Origin of the sequence: Methanocaldococcus infernus ME (genome assembly GCF_000092305.1) — an archaeon.
Lineage (GTDB): Archaea > AGJL01 > Methanococci > Methanococcales > Methanocaldococcaceae > Methanocaldococcus > Methanocaldococcus infernus.
The window spans coordinates 106478-126954 of sequence record NC_014122.1 but is presented as its reverse complement, the minus strand read 5'-3'; the positions used below and the strand labels follow the sequence as shown (position 1 = coordinate 126954).

Annotated in this window: 20 protein-coding genes and 1 tRNA gene; 14 read left to right on the top strand and 7 right to left on the bottom strand. The window is 33.8% G+C overall.

Features of this window, described 5'->3' with window-relative positions; all coding sequences use genetic code 11:
• Positions 1 to 14 precede the first annotated feature (14 nt).
• From METIN_RS00670 to METIN_RS00660, 3 genes are read left to right on the top strand one after another with little or no spacing between them, the layout of a single operon-like run.
• Positions 15 to 2027 carry a DEAD/DEAH box helicase gene (locus METIN_RS00670; RefSeq protein WP_013099555.1) on the top strand — a complete coding sequence of 671 codons (2013 nt, stop codon included), beginning with the start codon at positions 15 to 17 and terminating at the stop codon, positions 2025 to 2027.
• Positions 2005 to 2481: a FeGP cofactor biosynthesis guanylyltransferase HcgB family protein gene (locus METIN_RS00665; RefSeq protein WP_013099554.1), complete on the top strand. Its 477-nt coding sequence runs from the start codon at positions 2005 to 2007 to the stop codon at positions 2479 to 2481. The genes METIN_RS00670 and METIN_RS00665 overlap by 23 nt, the downstream gene beginning before the upstream one ends.
• Positions 2478 to 3275 carry an SAM-dependent methyltransferase HcgC family protein gene (locus METIN_RS00660; RefSeq protein WP_013099553.1) on the top strand — a complete coding sequence of 266 codons (798 nt, stop codon included), beginning with the start codon at positions 2478 to 2480 and terminating at the stop codon, positions 3273 to 3275. Before METIN_RS00665 ends, METIN_RS00660 begins: the two co-directional genes overlap by 4 nt.
• On the opposite strand, the gene METIN_RS07740 is transcribed toward METIN_RS00660, so the two are convergent.
• Positions 3272 to 3775, bottom strand: coding sequence for a VWA domain-containing protein (locus METIN_RS07740; RefSeq protein ID WP_232156305.1), 504 nt, complete (start codon positions 3773 to 3775; stop codon positions 3272 to 3274). The two genes, METIN_RS00660 and METIN_RS07740, sit on opposite strands and share 4 nt — an antisense overlap.
• 407 nt (positions 3776 to 4182) lie before the next feature.
• Positions 4183 to 5205 (bottom strand): ATP-binding protein, encoded by a 1023-nt coding sequence (locus METIN_RS00650; protein ID WP_157198802.1) that lies wholly within the window; start codon positions 5203 to 5205, stop codon positions 4183 to 4185.
• 108 nt (positions 5206 to 5313) lie between these two features.
• Here METIN_RS00650 and cobN point away from each other — a divergent pair, with 108 nt between their 5' ends.
• The 3 genes from cobN to METIN_RS00640 all read left to right on the top strand — a co-directional run bounded on the left by cobN (position 5314) and on the right by METIN_RS00640 (position 9404).
• Positions 5314 to 8805 carry a cobaltochelatase subunit CobN gene (cobN, locus tag METIN_RS00645; protein ID WP_013099550.1) on the top strand — a complete coding sequence of 1164 codons (3492 nt, stop codon included), beginning with the start codon at positions 5314 to 5316 and terminating at the stop codon, positions 8803 to 8805.
• Between the two features lie 75 nt (positions 8806 to 8880).
• Complete coding sequence (locus METIN_RS07780) at positions 8881 to 9003, top strand: hypothetical protein (protein ID WP_269478997.1); 123 nt, start codon at positions 8881 to 8883, stop codon at positions 9001 to 9003.
• A 2-nt stretch (positions 9004 to 9005) separates the two neighbouring features.
• Positions 9006 to 9404 carry a 30S ribosomal protein S6e gene (locus tag METIN_RS00640; RefSeq protein ID WP_013099548.1) on the top strand — a complete coding sequence of 133 codons (399 nt, stop codon included), beginning with the start codon at positions 9006 to 9008 and terminating at the stop codon, positions 9402 to 9404.
• An 82-nt stretch (positions 9405 to 9486) separates the two neighbouring features.
• Here the strand turns inward: METIN_RS00640 and METIN_RS00635 are convergent, their stop codons facing one another.
• Together METIN_RS00635 and METIN_RS00630 are read right to left on the bottom strand one after the other, a co-directional pair.
• Positions 9487 to 10410, bottom strand: coding sequence for a DNA integrity scanning protein DisA nucleotide-binding domain protein (locus METIN_RS00635; RefSeq protein ID WP_013099547.1), 924 nt, complete (start codon positions 10408 to 10410; stop codon positions 9487 to 9489).
• Positions 10392 to 11291, bottom strand: a complete 900-nt coding sequence (locus tag METIN_RS00630) for an SDR family oxidoreductase (protein ID WP_013099546.1) — start codon at positions 11289 to 11291, stop codon at positions 10392 to 10394. The genes METIN_RS00635 and METIN_RS00630 overlap by 19 nt, the downstream gene beginning before the upstream one ends.
• A 50-nt stretch (positions 11292 to 11341) precedes the next feature.
• Here METIN_RS00630 and METIN_RS00625 point away from each other — a divergent pair.
• The 7 genes from METIN_RS00625 to METIN_RS00595 all read left to right on the top strand — a co-directional run bounded on the left by METIN_RS00625 (position 11342) and on the right by METIN_RS00595 (position 16371).
• A tRNA-Arg gene (locus METIN_RS00625) sits at positions 11342 to 11415 on the top strand.
• Positions 11416 to 11429: 14 nt separating this feature from the next.
• The gene (locus METIN_RS00620) at positions 11430 to 12116 is read left to right on the top strand and encodes a TIGR00297 family protein (protein ID WP_013099545.1); all 687 of its coding nucleotides are present in this window, start codon (positions 11430 to 11432) and stop codon (positions 12114 to 12116) included.
• Positions 12113 to 12805 (top strand): uroporphyrinogen-III synthase, encoded by a 693-nt coding sequence (locus METIN_RS00615; RefSeq protein WP_013099544.1) that lies wholly within the window; start codon positions 12113 to 12115, stop codon positions 12803 to 12805. The genes METIN_RS00620 and METIN_RS00615 overlap by 4 nt, the downstream gene beginning before the upstream one ends.
• The gene (gene purC / locus METIN_RS00610; protein ID WP_013099543.1) at positions 12805 to 13524 is read left to right on the top strand and encodes a phosphoribosylaminoimidazolesuccinocarboxamide synthase; all 720 of its coding nucleotides are present in this window, start codon (positions 12805 to 12807) and stop codon (positions 13522 to 13524) included. The genes METIN_RS00615 and purC overlap by 1 nt, the downstream gene beginning before the upstream one ends.
• A gap of 10 nt (positions 13525 to 13534) precedes the next feature.
• A complete protein-coding gene (locus tag METIN_RS00605) occupies positions 13535 to 13924 on the top strand; it encodes an HIT family protein (RefSeq protein ID WP_013099542.1) in 390 nt (129 codons plus the stop codon).
• A 30-nt stretch (positions 13925 to 13954) separates the two neighbouring features.
• Complete coding sequence (mmp3, locus tag METIN_RS00600; RefSeq protein WP_013099541.1) at positions 13955 to 15439, top strand: methyl-coenzyme M reductase-associated protein Mmp3; 1485 nt, start codon at positions 13955 to 13957, stop codon at positions 15437 to 15439.
• 5 nt (positions 15440 to 15444) lie between these two features.
• On the top strand, positions 15445 to 16371 hold the full coding sequence (locus tag METIN_RS00595) for a tyrosine--tRNA ligase (protein ID WP_013099540.1): 927 nt from the start codon (positions 15445 to 15447) through the stop codon (positions 16369 to 16371).
• Here METIN_RS00595 and METIN_RS00590 read toward each other — a convergent pair.
• On the bottom strand, positions 16354 to 16815 hold the full coding sequence (locus METIN_RS00590) for an NIP7 pre-PUA domain-containing protein (protein ID WP_013099539.1): 462 nt from the start codon (positions 16813 to 16815) through the stop codon (positions 16354 to 16356). The two genes, METIN_RS00595 and METIN_RS00590, sit on opposite strands and share 18 nt — an antisense overlap.
• Positions 16816 to 17538: 723 nt before the next feature.
• Here METIN_RS00590 and METIN_RS00585 point away from each other — a divergent pair.
• Positions 17539 to 18177 (top strand): thymidylate synthase, encoded by a 639-nt coding sequence (locus METIN_RS00585; protein ID WP_013099538.1) that lies wholly within the window; start codon positions 17539 to 17541, stop codon positions 18175 to 18177.
• A gap of 57 nt (positions 18178 to 18234) precedes the next feature.
• On the opposite strand, the gene METIN_RS00580 is transcribed toward METIN_RS00585, so the two are convergent.
• Entirely contained in the window at positions 18235 to 19080 is an 846-nt protein-coding gene (locus METIN_RS00580) for an Mrp/NBP35 family ATP-binding protein (protein ID WP_013099537.1), read from the bottom strand.
• Positions 19070 to 19942 carry a coenzyme F420-0:L-glutamate ligase gene (locus METIN_RS00575; RefSeq protein WP_013099536.1) on the bottom strand — a complete coding sequence of 291 codons (873 nt, stop codon included), beginning with the start codon at positions 19940 to 19942 and terminating at the stop codon, positions 19070 to 19072. Before METIN_RS00575 ends, METIN_RS00580 begins: the two co-directional genes overlap by 11 nt.
• Between the last annotated feature and the right edge of the window lie 535 nt (positions 19943 to 20477).

Here is a 20477-nt window from a genome sequence, read left to right as displayed (position 1 = left end):
ATAAGTGTATAACCATGGATGAGATATTAAAATTTTTAGGCATTAAAGAGTTAAGGCCTCCACAAAAGAAAGCTTTAGAGTTGGGAATTTTAGATAAGAAGAAAAATTTTTTAATCTCAATTCCAACAGGGGCTGGGAAAACAGTAATAGCTGAGATGGCATTAATTAACCATCTTCTCTTAGATAAGGGGAAGAAAGGGGTTTATATAGTTCCATTAAAGGCTCTTGCCTCTGAGAAGTATGAGGAATTTAAGAAAAAGTATGAGAAGTTTGGGGTTAGGGTGGCTTTATCAATTGGAGACTATGATGAAGATGAAGACTTAGAGAATTATGACTTAATAATAACAACTGCTGAAAAGTTTGATTCTCTCTGGAGGCATGGGATTAAGTTAAGTGATATTTCAGTGGTTGTTGTTGATGAGATTCATGTTATTGGAGATAGTGAAAGAGGGGGAACCTTAGAGGTTTTATTAACCAAGCTGAAAGAGCTTGATGTTCAAATTATAGGGTTGTCTGCAACTATAGGAAATCCTGAGGAGTTAAGTGAGTGGCTAAATGCTGAACTCCTATTAGACAACTGGAGACCAGTAGAGTTAAGGAAGGGAATTTACAGAGAAGGAGTTATAGAGTATTTAGATGGAGAAGTTAAGGAGTGTCAAGATATTGTTAAAGAGGTTGTTAAAGATAATGGTAGTGTCATTATCTTCTGCCCAACAAAGAAAAAGGCTGAAAATAGAGCTTTAAGCTTAGACCTCTCTGATCTACTAAAGAAGAGTGAAAAAAGAAAGTTAGAGGAGATTAGTGAAGAGCTCTTATCCTTATTTGACCCCCCTACAGAGCTTTGTAAAAAATTAGCCAGTTGTGTAAGAAAGGGAATAGCTTTTCATCACTCTGGCTTAACCTATGAGCATAGGAAAATTATAGAGAAGGCTTTTAGAGAGAGAATATTAAAAGTTATTTGCTCAACAACAACCTTAGCATTTGGCTTAAATCTACCATGTAGAAGAGTTATTATCAGTGAGCTAAAGAGATACACAAGGAGAGGCTTAACTTACATTCCAATTATGGAAGTTCAACAGTGCATAGGAAGAGCTGGAAGGCCAGGGTTGGATGAGTATGGAGAAGGGATCTTAGTGGCTAAGGATGAGAGAGACTATCTTAGAGCTTTACAGTGCTTAACCCAAAAGCCTGAGCCAATATATTCAAAGTTATCTAATGACTCTGTTTTAAGAACCCAAATTTTAGGGTTGATAGCTACAAGGTATGTGTTAGATGAGTATGACCTTGAAGAATTTATAAAGAATACTTTCTATGCCTATCAGTATAAGAATTTAGATGAGATTAAAAAGAAAATTAAAGAAATCATAGAATTTCTTGAAGATTGTAACTTTATTAAAAATTTTGAAGTCACTCCCTTAGGGAAAAAAGTGTCCAACCTTTACTTAGATCCCCTCTCAGCTAAGATAATGATTGACAACATAGAGGTTAAAGATGATCTCCACCTTCTATATATTCTATGTAAATGTATTGAAATGAAGCCTTTACTAAGGGTTTATAGAAAAGAGGAAGAAGAGCTTGCTGAAGAGCTGTTAAATTATGAAATCTTTATTAGCTATGAGAATTTAGAAGAGTTTAAGACTGCTAAGATGCTCTATGACTGGATCAATGAGGTTCCTGAAGATGAGATTTTAAAAACCTATAAGGTTGAGCCAGGGATTTTAAGATACAAGGTTGAAGTAGCTAAGTGGTTAAGCTATAGCTTGAAGGAGATAGCCAAAATTTTGAATAAAGAGGTTCCTAATTTAGAGTTAAGGCTTGAGTATGGAGCTAAGGAAGAGCTATTAGAGTTGTTAAAAATTAAATATATTGGTAGGGTTAGAGCAAGGAAACTTTACTCAGCTGGAATAAGGAATAGAGAAGATATTATAAAAAATCCTAAGAAGGTTGCTAATATATTAGGAGAGAAGATTAGTAAAAAAATCTTTGAAGAGCTTGGTGTGAGATATGGGCAACAGAGACTTATCTAACCTTATAAAGAGAGCTTATTTACAATCTCTTAAAGGGGAGAGAGAGGGGGATAGAGAGGAAGAGGTTGAAGCTATAAGGGAAACTATAAAAAGTGCTAAAAAAATTGTTGTAGCAACAAACAATGAAAAGAAATTTAAAGTAATAAAGAATATTATTTCAGAGATTTGTGATGCTGAAATAAAAATGATAGATTTAGATACTAAAGTAGCTGATCTCTCAAGAATGCCAGCCATAGCAAAGGGGTTAATAGCCTTAGATGTTGAAGATGCTGATCTCTACATAGCCAGAGGAAGATTAGGAGTTCCTGGCTCTGGCTCTATGTTGGTTATTATGGATAGTAAGGGGAGAATATTAACAGCCTCTCTCTCTGAGAGTTCAGCAATTCACAAGGAGAGCTTAGAAAGAAGGATAGAGAAAGAGGTTAAAGATGCTCTAAGAAGGGTGGGGTTATGAAACAGGGAATCACTGAAAAGGTTTTAACAATTGAAACAAAAACAAAGGTTATTGATGTAATACAAAGCATAGCTGAAAAAAAATTTAATGCTATAAAAAGATTTTTAGAAGGAGAGGAATTTAAAGAAGCTATAATCTTTGGAGTCTACCTCTGGGGGAACTTGGTGGCACAGAAGTTAAGTGGCTATGCTGAAAATATTTACTTAGTTGATATACATGAGTTTATGAAAGAGTTTATTAATACAAATGCCAAGTTCTTAAGCTTAAATGACTTAAAGTTAAAGATGATGAAAAATGAGGTAAATCCAGATTTATTAATAGACTTAACTGGCTTAGGTGGAGTAGAGCCAGAGTTCTTGGCTAAGTTCTCTCCTAAGGTAGCAATTATAGAGGATCCAAAGGGTGTATTTGACACTGAAATTTATGAGTTAGATAACACTGATGAAAGAGCCTTCTATCTCTTAAATAAAGCTGAAAAAATAGGATTATTAAGAACTTATAGAAAGGCTAAGGTTTCTAAAACCTCTGGAACCATGACTTTAACTATAGACACTATAGTAGATTCCTCTAAGGACATTATGGCCTTAGATGGGGTTCTCTATGCCATTCCAAATTTAAGATACTATGAAGGAATACTATTCCACAACAAGGATGTATATAAATTCTTAGATGAAGTTTCAAAGCCAGCTATAACTATAAGCTCTATAACAGATGTTTCTGAGAAGGCTGAGAAAATATTAAATAAAAATATAGATCTTATCCATTCCTTTGTAGATGATGTCTATAAGATCTAAATTTCTTTTAGTAAGTCATCAAGCTTGATCTCATCTATTTTATAATACTTAAATCCAAATTTTTTAGCCAATTCTTCACCAATTCCAAGTTTTATAAAGGTTTTTGGCTCAGTGTCTATAAATATTGTATTAATTCCTTTCTCATGAATCTTCTCACAGATTTCATAGATCTCTTTTATAAAGTCATTTTTGATAGCAACATTTGGCTTAAAGTCACTTATGAAAACCATAATTGGGATAATATTAGGATTCTTCCTAAGCTCTTTTTCAAATGTTTCATAAGCTTTTAAAAAAGCTTTTGATAGTGGAGTTCTTCCTCCTGTTGGCACATCCCTTAATGATTTTTCAGCAAGCTCTACTGAGGAAGTGAAAGGTAAGATTAAGTCAGCTGAATCCTTTCTAAATACTATCATCCCTACCCTATTCCTCTTCTGATATGCATCTACTAAAAGAGATCTTATAGCTCCTTTTGCAAGTTCCATTCTCCTTAAAGCTCCCATGGATCCACTTGTATCAACAACAAATAAAATATAGCTTGATATTTTCTTCTCTCTAATTTTTTCTCTTAAATCCTCTTTTTCTATGTAAAGAGCTAAATTTTTATTTTTGTATTTCTCTCTCCTCCTCTTTTGATGAATAGCTGCAGCTCTTAAAGTGGCTCCAAGGGCTATATCAGAAGTGTTCTTAGCTAACCTATATTTTATATATCTCCCCTTTCTACTGAAGCTTTTTATATGCCTACCACTTCCATATCTATGCCTTCTTTTTAGCTTTAAGCTTAGTATCTTTGGATCTACACTCCCTTTAGGATCAAATCTTCTCTCTCCACCTCCAGAGCTTCCTTCTATACTCTCCTCATTATTATTACTATATTCCTCTCTATTCTCTCCCTTTCTCTCTTCATCACTTAGTTTTTTTTTAGCTCATTATTTATTATTTCCTCTATCCTTTCTTTCTCTAACCTTGGAGGCTCAAATGGTTTTCTTCTCATTCTATGGGGTAGAGCAAGCTCACAAGCCTCTTTTATGTCATCTAAGGTTACATACTCTCTACCATTAAATGCAGCTATAGCCTTGGCTGTCCTAACCACTGTTATATCTGCCCTACTTGTTTGGATCCCAAGCTCTAAACAGATCTTGGAAATGAGTTCTAAGAGATCATCCTTTATTTTAACATTCTTTAAAATTTCTCTTGCTTTTATTATTCTCTCTTTTAATTTTTTTTGTTCTTCTTCAAACCTCTTATAGAATGCTTCAGGGTTCTCATTGAACTCTTCAACTCTCTTTATAACCTCAACTCTCTCTTTTATATCCCTTAGTCCTTCAACTTCAACCATAAGCCCAAATCTATCTAAAATTTGAGGCCTTAACTCCCCTTCCTCTGGGTTCATGGTTCCTACTAAGATAAATCTTGATGGATGTTTAACCCTTATTCCTTCTCTCTCAATAATATTCCATCCCATAGCAGCAGCATCTAAGAGGAGATCAATAATATGGTCATCTAATAAATTGACTTCATCAATATATAGGATATTTCTATTAGCTTCAGCTAATATCCCTGGTTCTAAAGCCTTTATTCCCTCTTTAATGGCTTTCTCAATATCAAGGGTTCCAACAACTCTATCTTCAGTAGCCCCTATTGGAAGATTAACAACCTTCATTTTTCTTTTAATAACTTTTAGCTCTCCTCTTTTTTTTCTCTCTTTACATATGTCACATAGCTCTCCATTGGGATCACAGTTAAAAGGACAGCCTTCAACAACTTCCAACTCTGGAAGTACATCAGCCAAGGCTCTAACTGCTGTAGATTTAGCTGTCCCCTTCTCCCCTCTAATGAGAACTCCCCCAATTTTTGGATTTATTGCATTTAAAATTAAAGCTTTTTTCATCTTCTCCTGTCCAACAATTGCTGTAAATGGATATGTCAAGATATCACCATTATTTATTACTTAGTATTAACAGAATAATAAAAATTTCACAATTAGATATAAATAGTAATATTATTTACTCAAGCTATATTATAACCTTTGGTGGGATTTATGAAACTTACCCTACTACTCTGGGCTCCTTACACATCAATATTAAAAAAAGCTTATGATAGTATTAAGGATAAGTTGAATATAAATATTAGGGTGTATTCAACAAGAGAGATGCCAGAGAGGTTAGAAGAGTTTTTAGAAGATGCTAAAGATTCAGATATAGTTTTAATATATAGAACAAATAGTGATAACTTCTATGAAGAGCTAAATTTAAATGTAAAAAATTTGATCATTACAGGGCAAAATCCAGAATTTTGGAATTCTAAGCTGTCAAGAGATTGCTATTTATATATGGTCTATGGAGGGCTTGAAAATTTCAAAAACTTAATTCTATTTTTATTAAGGGAAGTGTTGAAGGAAGATCTTCACTATGAACCTCCAAAAGAAATGCCTATGCAGGGAATCTATTACAAGGGAAAAATTTGGGAGCACTTAGATGAATTTTTAGAAGATGTGGAATTTAAAAAAGAGGAAACTGTAGGAATTCTATTTTCAAGGCACTATATTATTAATGAAGACACTGAAATTATAGATAAACTTATAGAAAGTCTTGAGAGATACTTTAATGTCATTCCTGTCTTTACCTATGGAGCAAGAAATGAAGAGTTAAAGGCCATTAGTGGAGGTGACTGTATACTAAAATACTTTTTTAGGGGAGAGGAGAGGTTAATAGATGCTCTAATTAACATGCTCTCTTTTCCATTGGAAACCTCTGTTGAAAACCATGGTTTAAAAAAGGTTCAGGGTGTAGAAATTTTAAAAAAGTTAAATGTTCCAGTCTTTCATCCAATTGTTAGTTATTATCAAAGTTATGAAGAGTGGAAGAGAGATGGTTTAAAGCATGAGATTTGGTTTTCCATAACATTGCCTGAATTTGAGGGGGTTATTGAGCCAATTATTATAGGAGTTACTGAAAAAGAAGATGGTGTAGAGAAGAAAAAGGCTATTGATGATAGGATTGAGAAATTAGTAAATAGAGTAAGAAGATGGATAAATTTAAAGAAAAAGCCAAAAAAAGATAGAAAAGTTGTTTTTGTCTTACATAGCTCAGCTTGTTCCTCTCTTGAAGCTACTATTGGTAGTGCTGCCCACCTTGACACTTTTGAGAGCTTAGTAAGAATTATGAGAAAATTAAAGGAAGAGGGCTACTTTGTAGAAAATATTCCTAAGGATGGAAATGAATTAGCTAAACTAATCTTAGAAAAGAAGGCCTTCCCAGAATTTAGATGGACAACAGTTTCTGAAACCATTAAGAAGGGAGGCTATCTCTATATAATGAGTAAGGAAGAATATTTAAATTATTTAAATTCACTTCCAGAGAAGGTTAGAGAAGAGATAAAAAGGGTTTGGGGAGAGGTAGAGGAGATAGTTATAACTGGCTTAAAATTTGGGAATATCTATATTTGTGTCCAACCAAAAAGAGGCTGTGTAGGAGCAAGATGTGATGGCTCTGTTTGTAAAATTTTACATGATCCTGACTGTCCTCCAACACATCAGTACTTAGCAACCTATAAATACTTCAATGATATAGCTGACCTTATTGTACATGTAGGAACTCATGGAACCCTTGAATTCTTGCCAGGAAAGAATGTTTGCCTCTCTAAAGAATGCTATCCTGATATCTGTATTGGGGAGGTTCCACATCTTTACATATATAACTCTGACAATCCTCCAGAGGGTTCAATAGCCAAGAGAAGAAGTTATGCTCTAATTATTGACCACATGCAGACAGTTCTAACCTCTTCTTTTGATGAGAGGTTAGAGAATTTAAGTAATTTGATAGATGAGTATTTAAAGGGTGATAGTGAGATAAGAAAACATCAGTTAGAGCATCTAATAGTTGAGGAAATAAAAAAGAGTAATTTGGGAAACATTAAAGAAAAGCTAAGAGATATTAGGGAGATTCATAAAGAGTTTAAAGAGATATTTAAAGAGTTGAGAGATACAATAGAGTTAATAAAAAACACTAAAATGAATGATGGAATGCATGTTTTTGGAGAAAAACCTGAAGGGGAGAGGAGAGTAGAGTTTATTAGCTCAATTTTAGAGTTTGAGTATGGAAATGTTAAAGAGAAAGTAAAGAGAGTTTTATCAGGGGAAAAGATAGATGATAAAAAGTTAATGGATGAAATAATTGAGATAAATGAGAGGATAGAGAAGAGTGATGAAATTGGCTCTCTTTTAAGAGCTATGGATCTTAATTACATAGAGCCAGGTCCTTCTGGGTTAATAACAAGGGGGAACTATGACATCTTACCAACTGGAAGAAATTTTTATACATTAGATCCTTATAAAGTCCCAACAAAGTCAGCCTATAGGGTTGGCATACTGTTAGCTGAGAAACTTATAGACAAATATTTAGAGGAACATGGGAGATTTCCTGAGAATATAGCCATTTATTGGATGGCTTCTGATATCATGTGGTCAGATGGGGAAGGGTTGGCTCAAATTTTATACTTACTGGGGGTTAAACCTCTCTGGAGAGGTGGAAGAGTTGTTGGCATAGAGGTTATTCCATTAGAAGAATTAGGAAGACCAAGGATAGATGTTACAATAAGAGTTAGTGGCATCTTAAGGGACTATTTTCCAAATTGTATAGAGCTGGTTGATGAAGCTGTTATGAGAGTGGCTAAGTTAGATGAGCCATTGAATATGAACTTTGTTAAAAAACATACTTTAGAAAACTTGAAGAAAGGGGTTTCATTTAGAGAAGCTACATATAGAATATTCAGCTCAAAGCCAGGAACTTATGGAAATGGAGTTAAATATGCTATATACTCAAGTGCTTGGGAAAGTGAAGAGGACTTAAAAGATATTTTCTTATATTGGAATTCATATGCTTATGGTAAAGGAGTGAATGGAGTTAAAGCTAAGCAAGTATTTGAAGAACTACTAAAGAGAGTTGATCTAACCTTTAACAAGGTTGTGACTGATGAATATGATCTTCTTGGTTGCTGTTGCTATTTTGGAACACATGGAGGTTTAACAAATGCTGCAAGAGTTTTAAGTAAAAAGAAGATAAAGGCTTACTATGGAGATACAAGGAAAGGGGTTGAAGTTAGAACCTTAAAGGAAGAGCTTGAAAGGGTTACATTATCAAAACTTTTAAATCCTAAGTGGATTGAGGGGATGAAAAAGCATGGATATAAAGGGGCTGGAGATATAGCCAAGAGAGTTGGTAGAATCTATGGCTGGAGTTCTACAACTAAAGAAGTTGAAAACTGGATATATGATGAGATCTTTAACACATATATAAAAAATGAAGAGAATAGAGAATTTTTTAGGAGGAATAATATTTATGCCTTAGAGGAGATTAGTAGAAGGTTATTAGAAGCTTATCAGAGAGGATTATGGAGAGCTGAGAGAGATAAGATAGAAGAGCTGAAGAAGATATATTTAGAAATTGAAGGAGACTTAGAAGAAAATAGTGGCTTAGGAGATTATCAAGGTGGGCAAATATTTATAGATCTCTCCTGGAAAAATAAGGTTTAGATAAAATTTATATATTACTTAATCATTAAAAGTTTCAAGGTTTATTCTCCTAACCTCTCTATGAGAGGTTGGGAAGTGGCTGATGAAGATGGCCAACCACCCCTTTGGCTTCCCACGGCTGAAGGGGTTTTTAGGGATGAAGCCATCTTAAGGCCAAGTGGAGATAAAAAAGAGAAAAAAGCTATTTTAGGGTGTTAAATATGCCAATGGCTAAATTTGTTGTAGCTGACCCAAAGACTGGAAGATGTTATCAGATTGAAGCTGACAACACTCCATTGGTTGGAATGAAAATAGGAGATGTATTTGATGGAAAAATTATAGGCTTAGAGGGCTATAAGTTAGAGATAAGAGGAGGAACTGATGATAGTGGCTTCCCAATGAGGCCAGACATTCATGGAAGTAGAAAGGTTAAAGTTCTTTTAAGTGGACCACCAGGATTCCACCCAAAGAGAAAGGGAGAGAGAAGAAGAAAGACTGTTAGAGGAAATACAATAGCTCCTGATATAGTTCAGATAAATGTTAAAGTTGTTGAGTATGGAGAGAAGTCCATTCCTGAACTATTAGGTTTAGAAGAAAATAAAGAGGAAAATAAAGAATAAACAAAAAAGGCGGATGATGATCGGAGTAGCTGCTGAGCTATGATGATTGATGGGCGAACTGACGCCTTCTCTTTTTTTGGTTTTAAAATAATAATACTTTATTTGGGTCAAGTTCAGCTACCATCTCTCCATCTTTAAAGATTCTAACTATTCCTCCACTTTCAGAAACTGTTATAGCTATAGCATTTGTATTTTTTGTTATACCTGCTGCAGCCACATGTCTTGCTCCAAGTCCTTTTTTTAGATTAACATCTCCTTTAACATCAAGATATCTTCCAGCTGAAACTACTTTTCCCTCTTCAGTTATTATAAAGGCTCCATCTATACTACTTAATTCCTTTATTGTTCCCTTAACATCTGGATCAAAGATCTTAGCCTCATGCCCTGCAAAGGGGTTTAAGATTAAGGGCCTTGACATACTTATAACATTTAAAGTATCCCCTATAACAAAGAGTGTCCCTACTCTTTTCCCTTCTTTTCCCTCTCTCCCAATTTCCATAGCTAATTTTAACACTTCTTTAACTGTTCTTCTCATTTTCTGATCTAAGCTATTTAATAGTTCATAAACTCTTGTAATTTTTATATGCTCATCAACCTTTAAGATCATGATAGTATCTAATTTTCCATTCTTTGGGCCCACTACACTAACAACCTTGTCACTTTTTTCTATCTTCCTTAAGTTTAGAGAGTGAACTAAGCCACTCAAAACTATCTGATACCTCTCCTCCTCTCTATATCCCAAAAATACAATATCAATATTCTCATCTTTCTCTTTTGAGATTCTCTTATATGTGGTTTCATTTGGTGTAAAAACAATAATCTTTAACTCTTTCTTCAAAATTTTATCCAACAATGAAAATTTTCTCTTTTTTACCTCTCCCTTTTCCTTAAGAATATCTAATAAGATGTCAAAAGATTTTCCTGTCTCTGTAAATAGAAAGAAGGCATTGGCATCTATATCATTGGCCAAGCTTAGCCCATGCTTTATTAATTCCCTTGTCCACATTTTCTCATCCAACTTATCACTCTATCCAGCCCTTCATTTAGGGAAACCTCTGGCTCCCAGCCAAGCTTTTTAGCCCTTGTTATGTCTAAATAAACTCTATAAACATCCCCCTTCCTTGGCTTATCATAGATTGGCTCCTCATTATAGTTCATCTTCTCCTTAATAATTTTATAAAGCTTATTTATGGTTATCTCTGTCCCTGTCCCTATATTTACAACTTCATTTTTCCAATTTAGAGCCATAACATTGGCTTTAGCCACATCTCCAACATAGACAAAGTCCCTTGTCTGTTCTCCATTTCCAAAGATCACTGGCCTTTCTCCACTCAAAATTTTACTTATAAAAATGGAGATAACTCCAGCCTCTCCTTTTGGATTCTGCCTTTCTCCATAAACATTAGAATATCTTAATATAGAGTATTCTAAGCCATAGAGGTTATTATAAAGCTTTATATAGAGTTCTCCACAGTACTTACTCAACCCATAGGGAGAGATTGGATCAATCTCATGGTTTTCATCAACTGGCAAATACTTAGGATTTCCATAAACAGCCATGGAAGAGGCATAAATAAATTTAGCATCAGCTTTTCTTGCCAGCTCTAATAAATTTATAGTTCCTAAGACATTAACATCTGCATCATATCTTGGCTTCTCTACTGAGTGCCTAACATTAATTTGAGCTGCATGGTGAATAATGGCTTCAACATCCTTAATATCTAAAGCCTCTCTTATATCATGCTTTAAGAACTTAGCCTTAGGGTTTAAATTTTTTAAATTTCCTGTTGTTAAATTATCTATAACCAAAACTTCATAACCTTGGTCAATTAACTTATCAACCACATGACTACCTATAAATCCTGCTCCTCCTGTGACTAAGATCATGAGTTCACCTAAAAATATTTATAGACTTTAATAATAATTAGAACTTTAAAGCCCTGGTAGTTTAGCCCGGACAGAACGGGGGACTTCGGATCCCCAGACCCGGGTTCAAATCCCGGCCAGGGCTCTTTTTGTGAGAACATGAAGTTAATTATTTCAATTATTATTATTTTAATTTTGGCATTTCTTATAAAGAGAAGTAAGGCTTTAGATAATAAAGGAGTTATAGGAGCTTCTATTATGGGCTTTACCTTACTCTACTTTTGTGGAGTTAAATATTTCATTCTATTGCTATCTTTTTTTATACTTGGGAGCTTAGTTAGTAAGATAGGGCTTAAAGAAAAGAGAAAATATAAGTTGGAGGAAACACAGAGGAGTTTAAAAAATGTGCTGGCAAATGGGCTAATCCCTTTTATCTTTGCCCTTCTCTCTATACTATCCCCTATTTTCCTACCAGCCTTTACTGGCTCTCTAAGTACTGCAGCCTCTGACACTTTCTCATCAGAAATAGGGGTTCTCTCTAAGGAGAAGCCTATTTTAATAACAACCTTAAAGCCTGTTGAGAAAGGAGAGGATGGAGCTGTTAGTAAGTTAGGCTTATTAGCTGGTTTCTTAGGCTCTCTATCTATTGGAATTTTCTCTTACATTTTATTTAATGATTTTAAGCTTTTAATTTCCACAGCTGTCTCAGGTTTTTTAGGAAATTTATTTGATAGCATACTTGGAGCTCTCTTTGAGAGAAGGGGTTTAATAGATAATGAGATAACTAATCTATTGGCTACCTTATTTGGTGGTTTAATTGGAATTTTAATTTATGTGATATTATGAATGTTATTGTCACAAGGCCTGAGGATGTGGCTAAGAGCTTTTGTCAATTGCTAACTAAGAAAGGTTATTCAGTAATAAAAATTCCTTGCTTAGAGATAAGATATAAAAAAGTTAAAATTAATTTAGATAACTATGACATTATAGCTTTTACATCTCCAAGGGGAGTTAAAGGTTTATACTTAAATCTCTCTGAAGATGAGAGGGAGAAAGTTAAGGAGAAGATAATAGCCTGTATTGGAGAGAAGACTGCTAAGAAGGTTGAAGAGCTATTTAAAAAATCTCCTGAGATAGTTCCAAGTGAGTATAGAGCTGAGAAGCTATTAGAGGAGATTAAAAAAGTTGAAGGGAAAATTTTAATTCCAACAACAAGGGCTACAAGAGATGTTTTAAGGGTTTTACATCCAACATATATTTATGTCTATGAATCCTTAGAGCCAGAGAATCTTAAAGAGAAAGTTTTATCTCTAAAAAACTTAGACACCTTTATCATAACCTTTACAAGTGGCCTTATAGCTGAGAATTTTTTAAAGTATGTGGATGAAGAGCTTAAAAAGAAGATAGAGGAAAATTATATTATTGCTATAGGACCTGTAACTGCTGAGAGGGTTAAAAGATTTGGGCTAAATCCAATAGTGGCTAAAAAATATACTATAGAAGGAATCTTAGAGGCTATAGAGAGGGTGAAATAGTGAACATAGAAGAGATAAAGGCAAAAAAGCCTATATACAGTGGGAAGGCTAAGTCTATCTATGAGGTTGATGAAGATAAAGTTTTAATAGAGTTTAGGGATGACATTACAGCAGGGGATGGGGCTAAGAAAGATGTTAAGGAAGGAAAGGGTTACTTAAATGCTCTAATCTCCTCTTACTTATTCAAAAAGTTGGAAGAGAATGGGATAGAGACACACTTTTTAGAGTATATAGAGCCAAATTATATGTTGGCTAAGAAGGTTGAAATCATTCCAATAGAGGTTATTGTTAGAAATATAGCTGCTGGTAGCTTATGTAGAAGATATCCATTTAAAGAGGGAGAAAGGTTAAAAAGGCCAATTGTTCAATTTGACTATAAGAATGATGAATATCATGATCCTATGTTAAATGAAGACATAGCTATAAACTTGGGCTTAGCCACTGAGGAAGAGCTTAAAAAGATGAGAGAGATAGCTTTAAAGGTTAATGAAGTATTAAAAAAGGTGTTTGATGAGGTTGGAATTGAATTAGTTGATTTCAAAATAGAGATTGGAAGATATAAGGATAGGTTAGTGGTGGCTGATGAGATAAGCCCTGATACTATGAGGTTGTGGGATAAGAGTAGTGGAGATATCTTAGACAAAGATGTCTTTAGGAAAGACTTAGGGGATGTAATTAGTAAGTATAGAGAAGTGGCTAAGAGATTAAAACTTATCTAAGGTGGTTACTATGTGCATCTTCTGTAAAATAGTTAATAAAGAGATTCCAGCTAAGATAGTTTATGAAGATGACTATGTTATATCTTTCTTGGACATAAATCCAAGGAGTAAGGGGCATACTTTAGTAGTACCTAAGAAACACTATGAAAGGTTTGATGAATTACCTGATGAAGAGCTCTGTAAATTAATGGTTGGGGTTAAAAAAACCATAGAGATATTAAAGAAATTAAACTTTAAAGGATACAATATAGTTAATAACAATGGTAGAGCAGCTGGACAAGAAGTTGATCATGTCCATATCCACATTATTCCAAGATATGGAGAAGAAGAAGCTGTTAAATTTGGAGAGGTTCAGAAGAATTTAGATTTAGATGAGGTCTATAAAATATTGAAAAGCTAAAAAAACTCTTTTAACTTTTTTGGTGATTCAATGGCAGAGGTTATAGTTAATGATAAGGTTAAGAGAGGAGAGACTTTAAAGGATGTTTTAGATGGGGAATTTTACAAGGAAGGGGCTAATATAGTTATTATAAAAGGAATTAAAAAAGAGGCTGAGGCTACAAGAAAATTTTTAGTTAAAACAAATAAAGGAAATATAACCATAGCTGTCACTGAAGATAATGAAGCTTCTAATTTCTTCCTAAAAAATTATAAGAAGTTTGTTAAAAGGGTTAGATGGATTAGTCACTTTGACATAGCCTTTGGACCTACAAGGATAGACTTGGAAGTTTCTGATAAGGAGAAAGTGTTTAATAAATGGGATGTCCTTTTAAGTTTATCTGGATTGGATAAGGATGAAGGGCACTTAGTCTTTATAACTAAAAAAACCTCAGGAATTTATGGATTGGAGGAGCCAAAAATTGGAAGGGTTGTAGGAGGAAAATGGGTTTTGAGTAATTTAGGGCTAAAAGACTATATTATAGATATTGAGCTAATCAGTGAAGAAAAAGAGTTAGTTGACTATATTGTTACAACTGATTTAAATACAAAGTTAGAAGATGGTTGGAAGATTATAACTTACTTTGAAGCTGAGTTCTTTGAAGTGCCTTCTGCAACTGAGCACTGCTTAGCTATAATGGAAAACCATGAGTTTAAAATTGATGAATATACAAATACTTTTATAGCCAATGCTTCACTTAAAGGTTTAAAGATAGAGGAAGGGAATTTAGTTGATAGAGATAGAGGGGTTATAACAGTAAGAAACTTTGGGGATGGAGAGGGGAAAGTTTTCATTTATAAAGAGAGTAGAAGCTCTTCACTATCACACACTGTTGTAGGTAAGGTTAGGAAGGGGATGGAGCTAATAGATTTCTCTGAAACTGGAACTTTAACTGTTAAAACAGTTCCTGAAAGATTATGTGCTATTGGCTTAGAGGTTGAGAAAGCTATAGAGATGTTTGAGAAGCATGGGATAGAGGTTGAAGTTGAAGGAAAGGGGATAGTTGTAGAGCAAGAGCCTGAATACACTTTAAATGTCCTAAAAGAGAAGAAGGTTAAGTTAAAGGCTATAAGTAAGGAGAATATTATTACCATAACCTTATATGATGATAAAGCTCCAATAACTTCATGGTACTTTAGGAGAACAACAGGGTTAACCACAAAGAGGGTAGGAAAGTTACATGTCTATTTTAAACATAAAGATATAGTCATGTTTAAAGGGAACCCTGATTATGCTAAAGGTTTGTTGCCTGAAAACACCCCTGAGAATGTGGTTAAGGGCTTAGAGATTGGAGTTTCAAATATGGTTAGTAGATACAAGGGAATGATAGGAGTTAGGCTTTCTGATCATGACAAGTTTGGACCAACAGGAGAGAGCTTTGAAAAAACAAATATTGTAGGTAGGGTTTTAGAAAATTGGGAGTTCTTAAAGAAGGTTAGAACTGGAGAAGATATTTACATATTGCTAAAGAAGTGAGACCCATGTTGGAGAAGATAAAAAGAAACACTGTAGAGATAGTTACTGAGGAAGAGCTTAAGAAAGTCTTAGAGAAGGAGGAGAAAAAAGCTTATATTGGCTTTGAGCCAAGTGGGAAGATACACTTAGGCCACTACTTACAGATAAAGAAGATGATGGACTTAAAAGAGGCTGGCTTTGACATTATTATCTTATTAGCTGACCTTCATGCCTACCTAAACCAAAAGGGTAGCTTAGAAGAGATTCAAGAGATTGGAGAGTATAATAAGAAGGTTTTTAAGGCTATGGGGTTAGAGGCTAACTATATTTATGGAAGTGAGTTTCAATTAGAAAGAGATTATGTTCTAAATTTACACAGGTTAGCTTTAAATACAACTCTCAAGAGAGCAAGGAGAAGCATGGAGTTAATAGCAAGAGAGGATGAAAATCCTAAGGTTGCTGAAGTTATTTATCCAATTATGCAAGTTAATGACATCTATTACTTAGATGTTGATGTAGCTGTTGGAGGGATGGAACAGAGAAAGATACACATGTTAGCAAGAGAGCTTTTAGATAAAAAGGTTGTTTGTATTCATAATCCTGTATTAACTGGTTTAGATGGAGAAGGAAAGATGAGCTCTTCCAAGGGGAACTTTATAGCTGTTGATGACTCTCCAGAGGTTATAAGGGAGAAGATAAAAAAGGCTTACTGTCCTATTGGAGAGGTTGAAGGAAATCCTATATTAGAGATAGCTAAGTACTTTTTAGAGTATCCCTTAGTTGTCAAGAGGCCTGAGAAGTTTGGAGGAGATGTAACATTTAATAGCTATGAGGAGTTAGAAACTGCTTATAAAAATAAAGAGTTACATCCATTAGATTTAAAGAATGCAGTAGCTGAAGAGCTTATAAAAATCTTAGAGCCTATTAGGAAGAGGTTAGCCTCCCTCTCTTAAATACCATCCCTTATCTTTTATATTTTTGATGATGTCTTTCTCCTTATAACCAACCCCTAAGAATTCTCTATTTTTGTTGAATATAGCCAATCTCCCAGAGCCTTTTATTTCTAAGATAGAGCTTTTAAAGATATCTCTACCATACAAAAATAGAGATTCAGCTTTCTCATTAACTATACAGTAGTTATTTACTATATTATTTGAGAGTAAGGTAAAGCCTTCCAAGGATAACTTAAACTTTCTCCTGAACTCTCCAAAGACATTACCTATAGAGTAGAGATCTTCAACCAAGGGCTTGGTGTTTGAATAACACACTGTAACCCAATTCCCTTTAAGAGCATATAGCTTAGAATAATCAAATTTATAAGCATAGTCTTTACAGTATCTATATATCTCTTTGAATATCTCTTCTTTCTCTTTTTTGTTGATCTCTCTAACTTTCATGCTCAGCACTGTTTAAATATGTTACAAGCTTTTATTGTAAAATTATAATAAAAATTTTCTCCTTAGGAGCGTTATTTTACTTCTCCTAATGTTTTTGTTTGTGCATTATAGATTAACCGTTTCCATCCCCTTAGGGGCGTTATTTTACGAGTTGTGCATGATAAGAAATGCAAAATGTAAATGGTTTCCATCCCCTTAGGGGCGTTATTTTACTTGATGTTATTCACAGAGAAATCTGTGCTCAACTACTGTTTCCATCCCCTTAGGGGCGTTATTTTACAAGGCAAAATTTTGCTTGTTTATAACATTCGCTCTTATAGTATATAAGCTTTATCCTAACCAACAGGCTGAAGGTTAGGTTCTTCTATTTATTTAAAAAGATCCGAAGTTTGATAAAAATCCTTACTTTCTTTAATACTCAAATAAAACCAAAACCTTTAAACTAAAAACGAAATTTCCAAAGGGAAAATAAAATTCTAAAAACAAATAACCTAAAAAACTAAAAAATCCCAATAATTCATAAAAACCGAATATTCAAATTAATAATATCATGCCACCCTCCGAAGCCAACTAAAAACCAAATAAAAATCAAAAAATCCCACCTAAAAACAACAAAAACCTAAAAACAAGAACTTCAAACAAGATAAAACCTAAAAACCAATAAGAATAAATAAGTTAAAAGAAATAACAATCCCACACCAAAAAATAAAAAGTGATCACCAAATGTTTATAAAAGCTCCTTCTGTGGCTAAGGCTTATGAGATCTTAGTTAAAGAGATCTTAGAAAAAGGCTCTGAGATGATAACTGAGGATGGTCAGAGATGTAAAGAGTTGCTAAATGTTTTTGTGAAAATAACCAATCCTAAGTTAAAAAGTATATCTTCAAAGTATCCTCTTGGGAAGAATGCTATAGAAAGCTATAAAAAACAGTTGTTAGAGGGCTCACAGAATAACTTTACCTATAACTACTATGAGAGAATTAGAGAATATCCAAGCTATGATAGGAAGTTAAAAAATGACCAGTTAAGCTATGTGATAGAGAAGCTAAAAAATAATAGCACCTCAAGGAGAGCTGTTATCTCCCTCTGGCAGCCCTTTATTGATCAGAAGGTTAAAGATGTTCCCTGCCTTCAGCATATAGGCTTTCAGCTAAGGGAAGATAAGTTAATTATGAGTGTCCTTTTTAGGAGTAATGATATCCTCTTAGCCTTTCATTCTAATGCTCTTGGCTTAATATCCTTAGGTGAGCTTGTTGCAAAAAGCTTAGAAGTGGAGTTAAAAGAGTATAACCATTTTATTTACAATGCTCACATCTACATAGATAGAGATAAGGACTATTTAAGGAGATTCTTTAACTTCTAATTAATAATTTTATCTATTCCCCCTCTGAAACTTTTAGAAAAAGTTTCATCAAAAAATTTAGAGCTTCTCAATAATTTTATCTATTATCTTCTCAAACTCCTCTTTTGCTCTACAGTCCATTAAAACCATTGGCACTCCTTTATCTTGAGCCTCCCTTGCTTTAATATCTATTGGAATTCTTCCTAAGAAATCAACTCCAAATTCCTTAGCAGCCTTCTCTCCACCACCAACTCCAAAGATGTAGGTTAGCTCTCCACACTTAGGACAGACAAAGCCACTCATATTTTCTATGATTCCTAAGATAGGAACCTTTAACATCTTAGCCATACTTATAGACTTTCTAACATCTAAGACAGAAAGTTCTTCAGGGGTTGTTACAATTATAGCTCCATCTAATGGGATGGATTGCATAATGGTTAGTTGAACATCTCCTGTTCCTGGAGGTGTGTCAATAATTAAGTAATCTAATTCTCCCCAATTAACATCAGCTAAGAACTGTCTTATAGCTCCACTAACCTTAGGTCCTCTCCAGATGATGGGGGTTTTCTCATCTGGTAGAAGGTTAGCCATTGAGATTACTTTAACCCCATACTTCTCTAAGGGAATTATCTCTCCCTCTCTAACCTCTGGATAACCCTCTAAGCCAAGTATCTTAGGAACATTTGGCCCATGTATGTCAGCATCTAACAAACCTACTTTCTTTCCTCTCTTTGCAAGAGCTACAGCTAAGTTGGTGGAAACTGTACTCTTTCCAACCCCTCCCTTACCACTTAGAATAGCTATTTTATACTTTATTTTACTCATCCTTTCCTTTATCTTATTCTCCTGTTGGATGAAAAATTTCTTTGTGTCTGGACATTGATCCTTAATTTTACAAGAGTCACATTTTCCATTACATTCCATTTTTCTCACCCTTAAACTCTTCTTTCATCTTTATTACAACTACAGGAGTATGCTCTAACTTTTCTAAAATTTCTTCTGTAATGATATAAGAGTTATGCTTTTTTAAAACTTCACCCATGTTTTTTGTGGTTATATGAACCCTATCAGCTATAAAGGCTATTCTAACCAACTCCTCTATTTTTAAATTATGATTTCCAACAACTGCTAAAGGTGTACAGCCAGCAAAGCCTCCAAGTTTTAAAAGTTCTATAATCCTTGCTAATAAGAAGCCAACAATTCCAGGGAGAATATGGATTCCTTTAATAGCATAGGGAAGAGCTGTAAAATAGAAGTTAAAGAGCCTATAAGTGGCATCAGTATCTGAAACCATAACATTAACATCAACTCCAAGCTCTTCCTTAATTTTCTCCCTCAAAAGAGAAGCCCACTTCTCAGGCTCTTTTGGAAGGGGACAGGCATAGGTGTAGGGAACATTTGTTAAATCTATTCCTCCCTCAGCATAGGGCTTTAAAGAATAGAGTAAGCCAAGCTCCTCTATGATCATCTGCTTATGTCTTAAACTCTCTCTTTTTGGCATGTTTCTTAGATTTTTTATTTTCTCTTCTTTTAGTCTAAAAATTTTTCCTAAGACATAGCCCCATATGTACTTTGACCAATAATAAGTTAAATAGGCTAACATCTTGGGCTTATATTTACTCTCATCTATAAAATTTCCCTCAGCAGTGGAAACCATCTTTTCACTTAGAACTACAAAGTCTCCATCCTCTAACTTGATCCCACTATTTTTTATAGCCTCCACTATGATGGGAATGAAGTTCTCTCCTTTTTTTATGTATCTTGTCTTTATTGGATATGCCTTCAAGGTTTCACCAAAATTAATAACTCTAAATTTACTTATAAATATTTTTTCAAACCTAAATAATGTGAACCTAAACTTATTTTATACTTTTTATTGTGAACCTAACCATTAATTTTTATTATCTAACTTCAAATTTCTTATTTTTATAATTGAATAAAATTAGTATTAGTATATAAACTATCGCTATGAAATAAATTTAATTTGAATTTTTCTCAGTGGAATAACTTTTAAAATAATTTCCATAAATTAACGTGAATATTAAGTTATTATTGGCTATAAACTATGAATCAAACGTTTTTTAGTATATTAACAAAGCTTTATTTTTCTTATCAAAATTTAATTAGGATAGTGAATCTATGTTAAGCTAAGAAAAGTATAAATATACCAAATCAGAAGTTAAATTTAAAAATTTGTTGAGATTAGGTTGGTAATACTCACTTGTTGAAGATGGGGAAAATTTTATATCGTGAACCAAACAATATTTTGTTAAGAAATTTTGTAATGTTTGAGCATCTTAAACTATAAGAAAAATAATTTT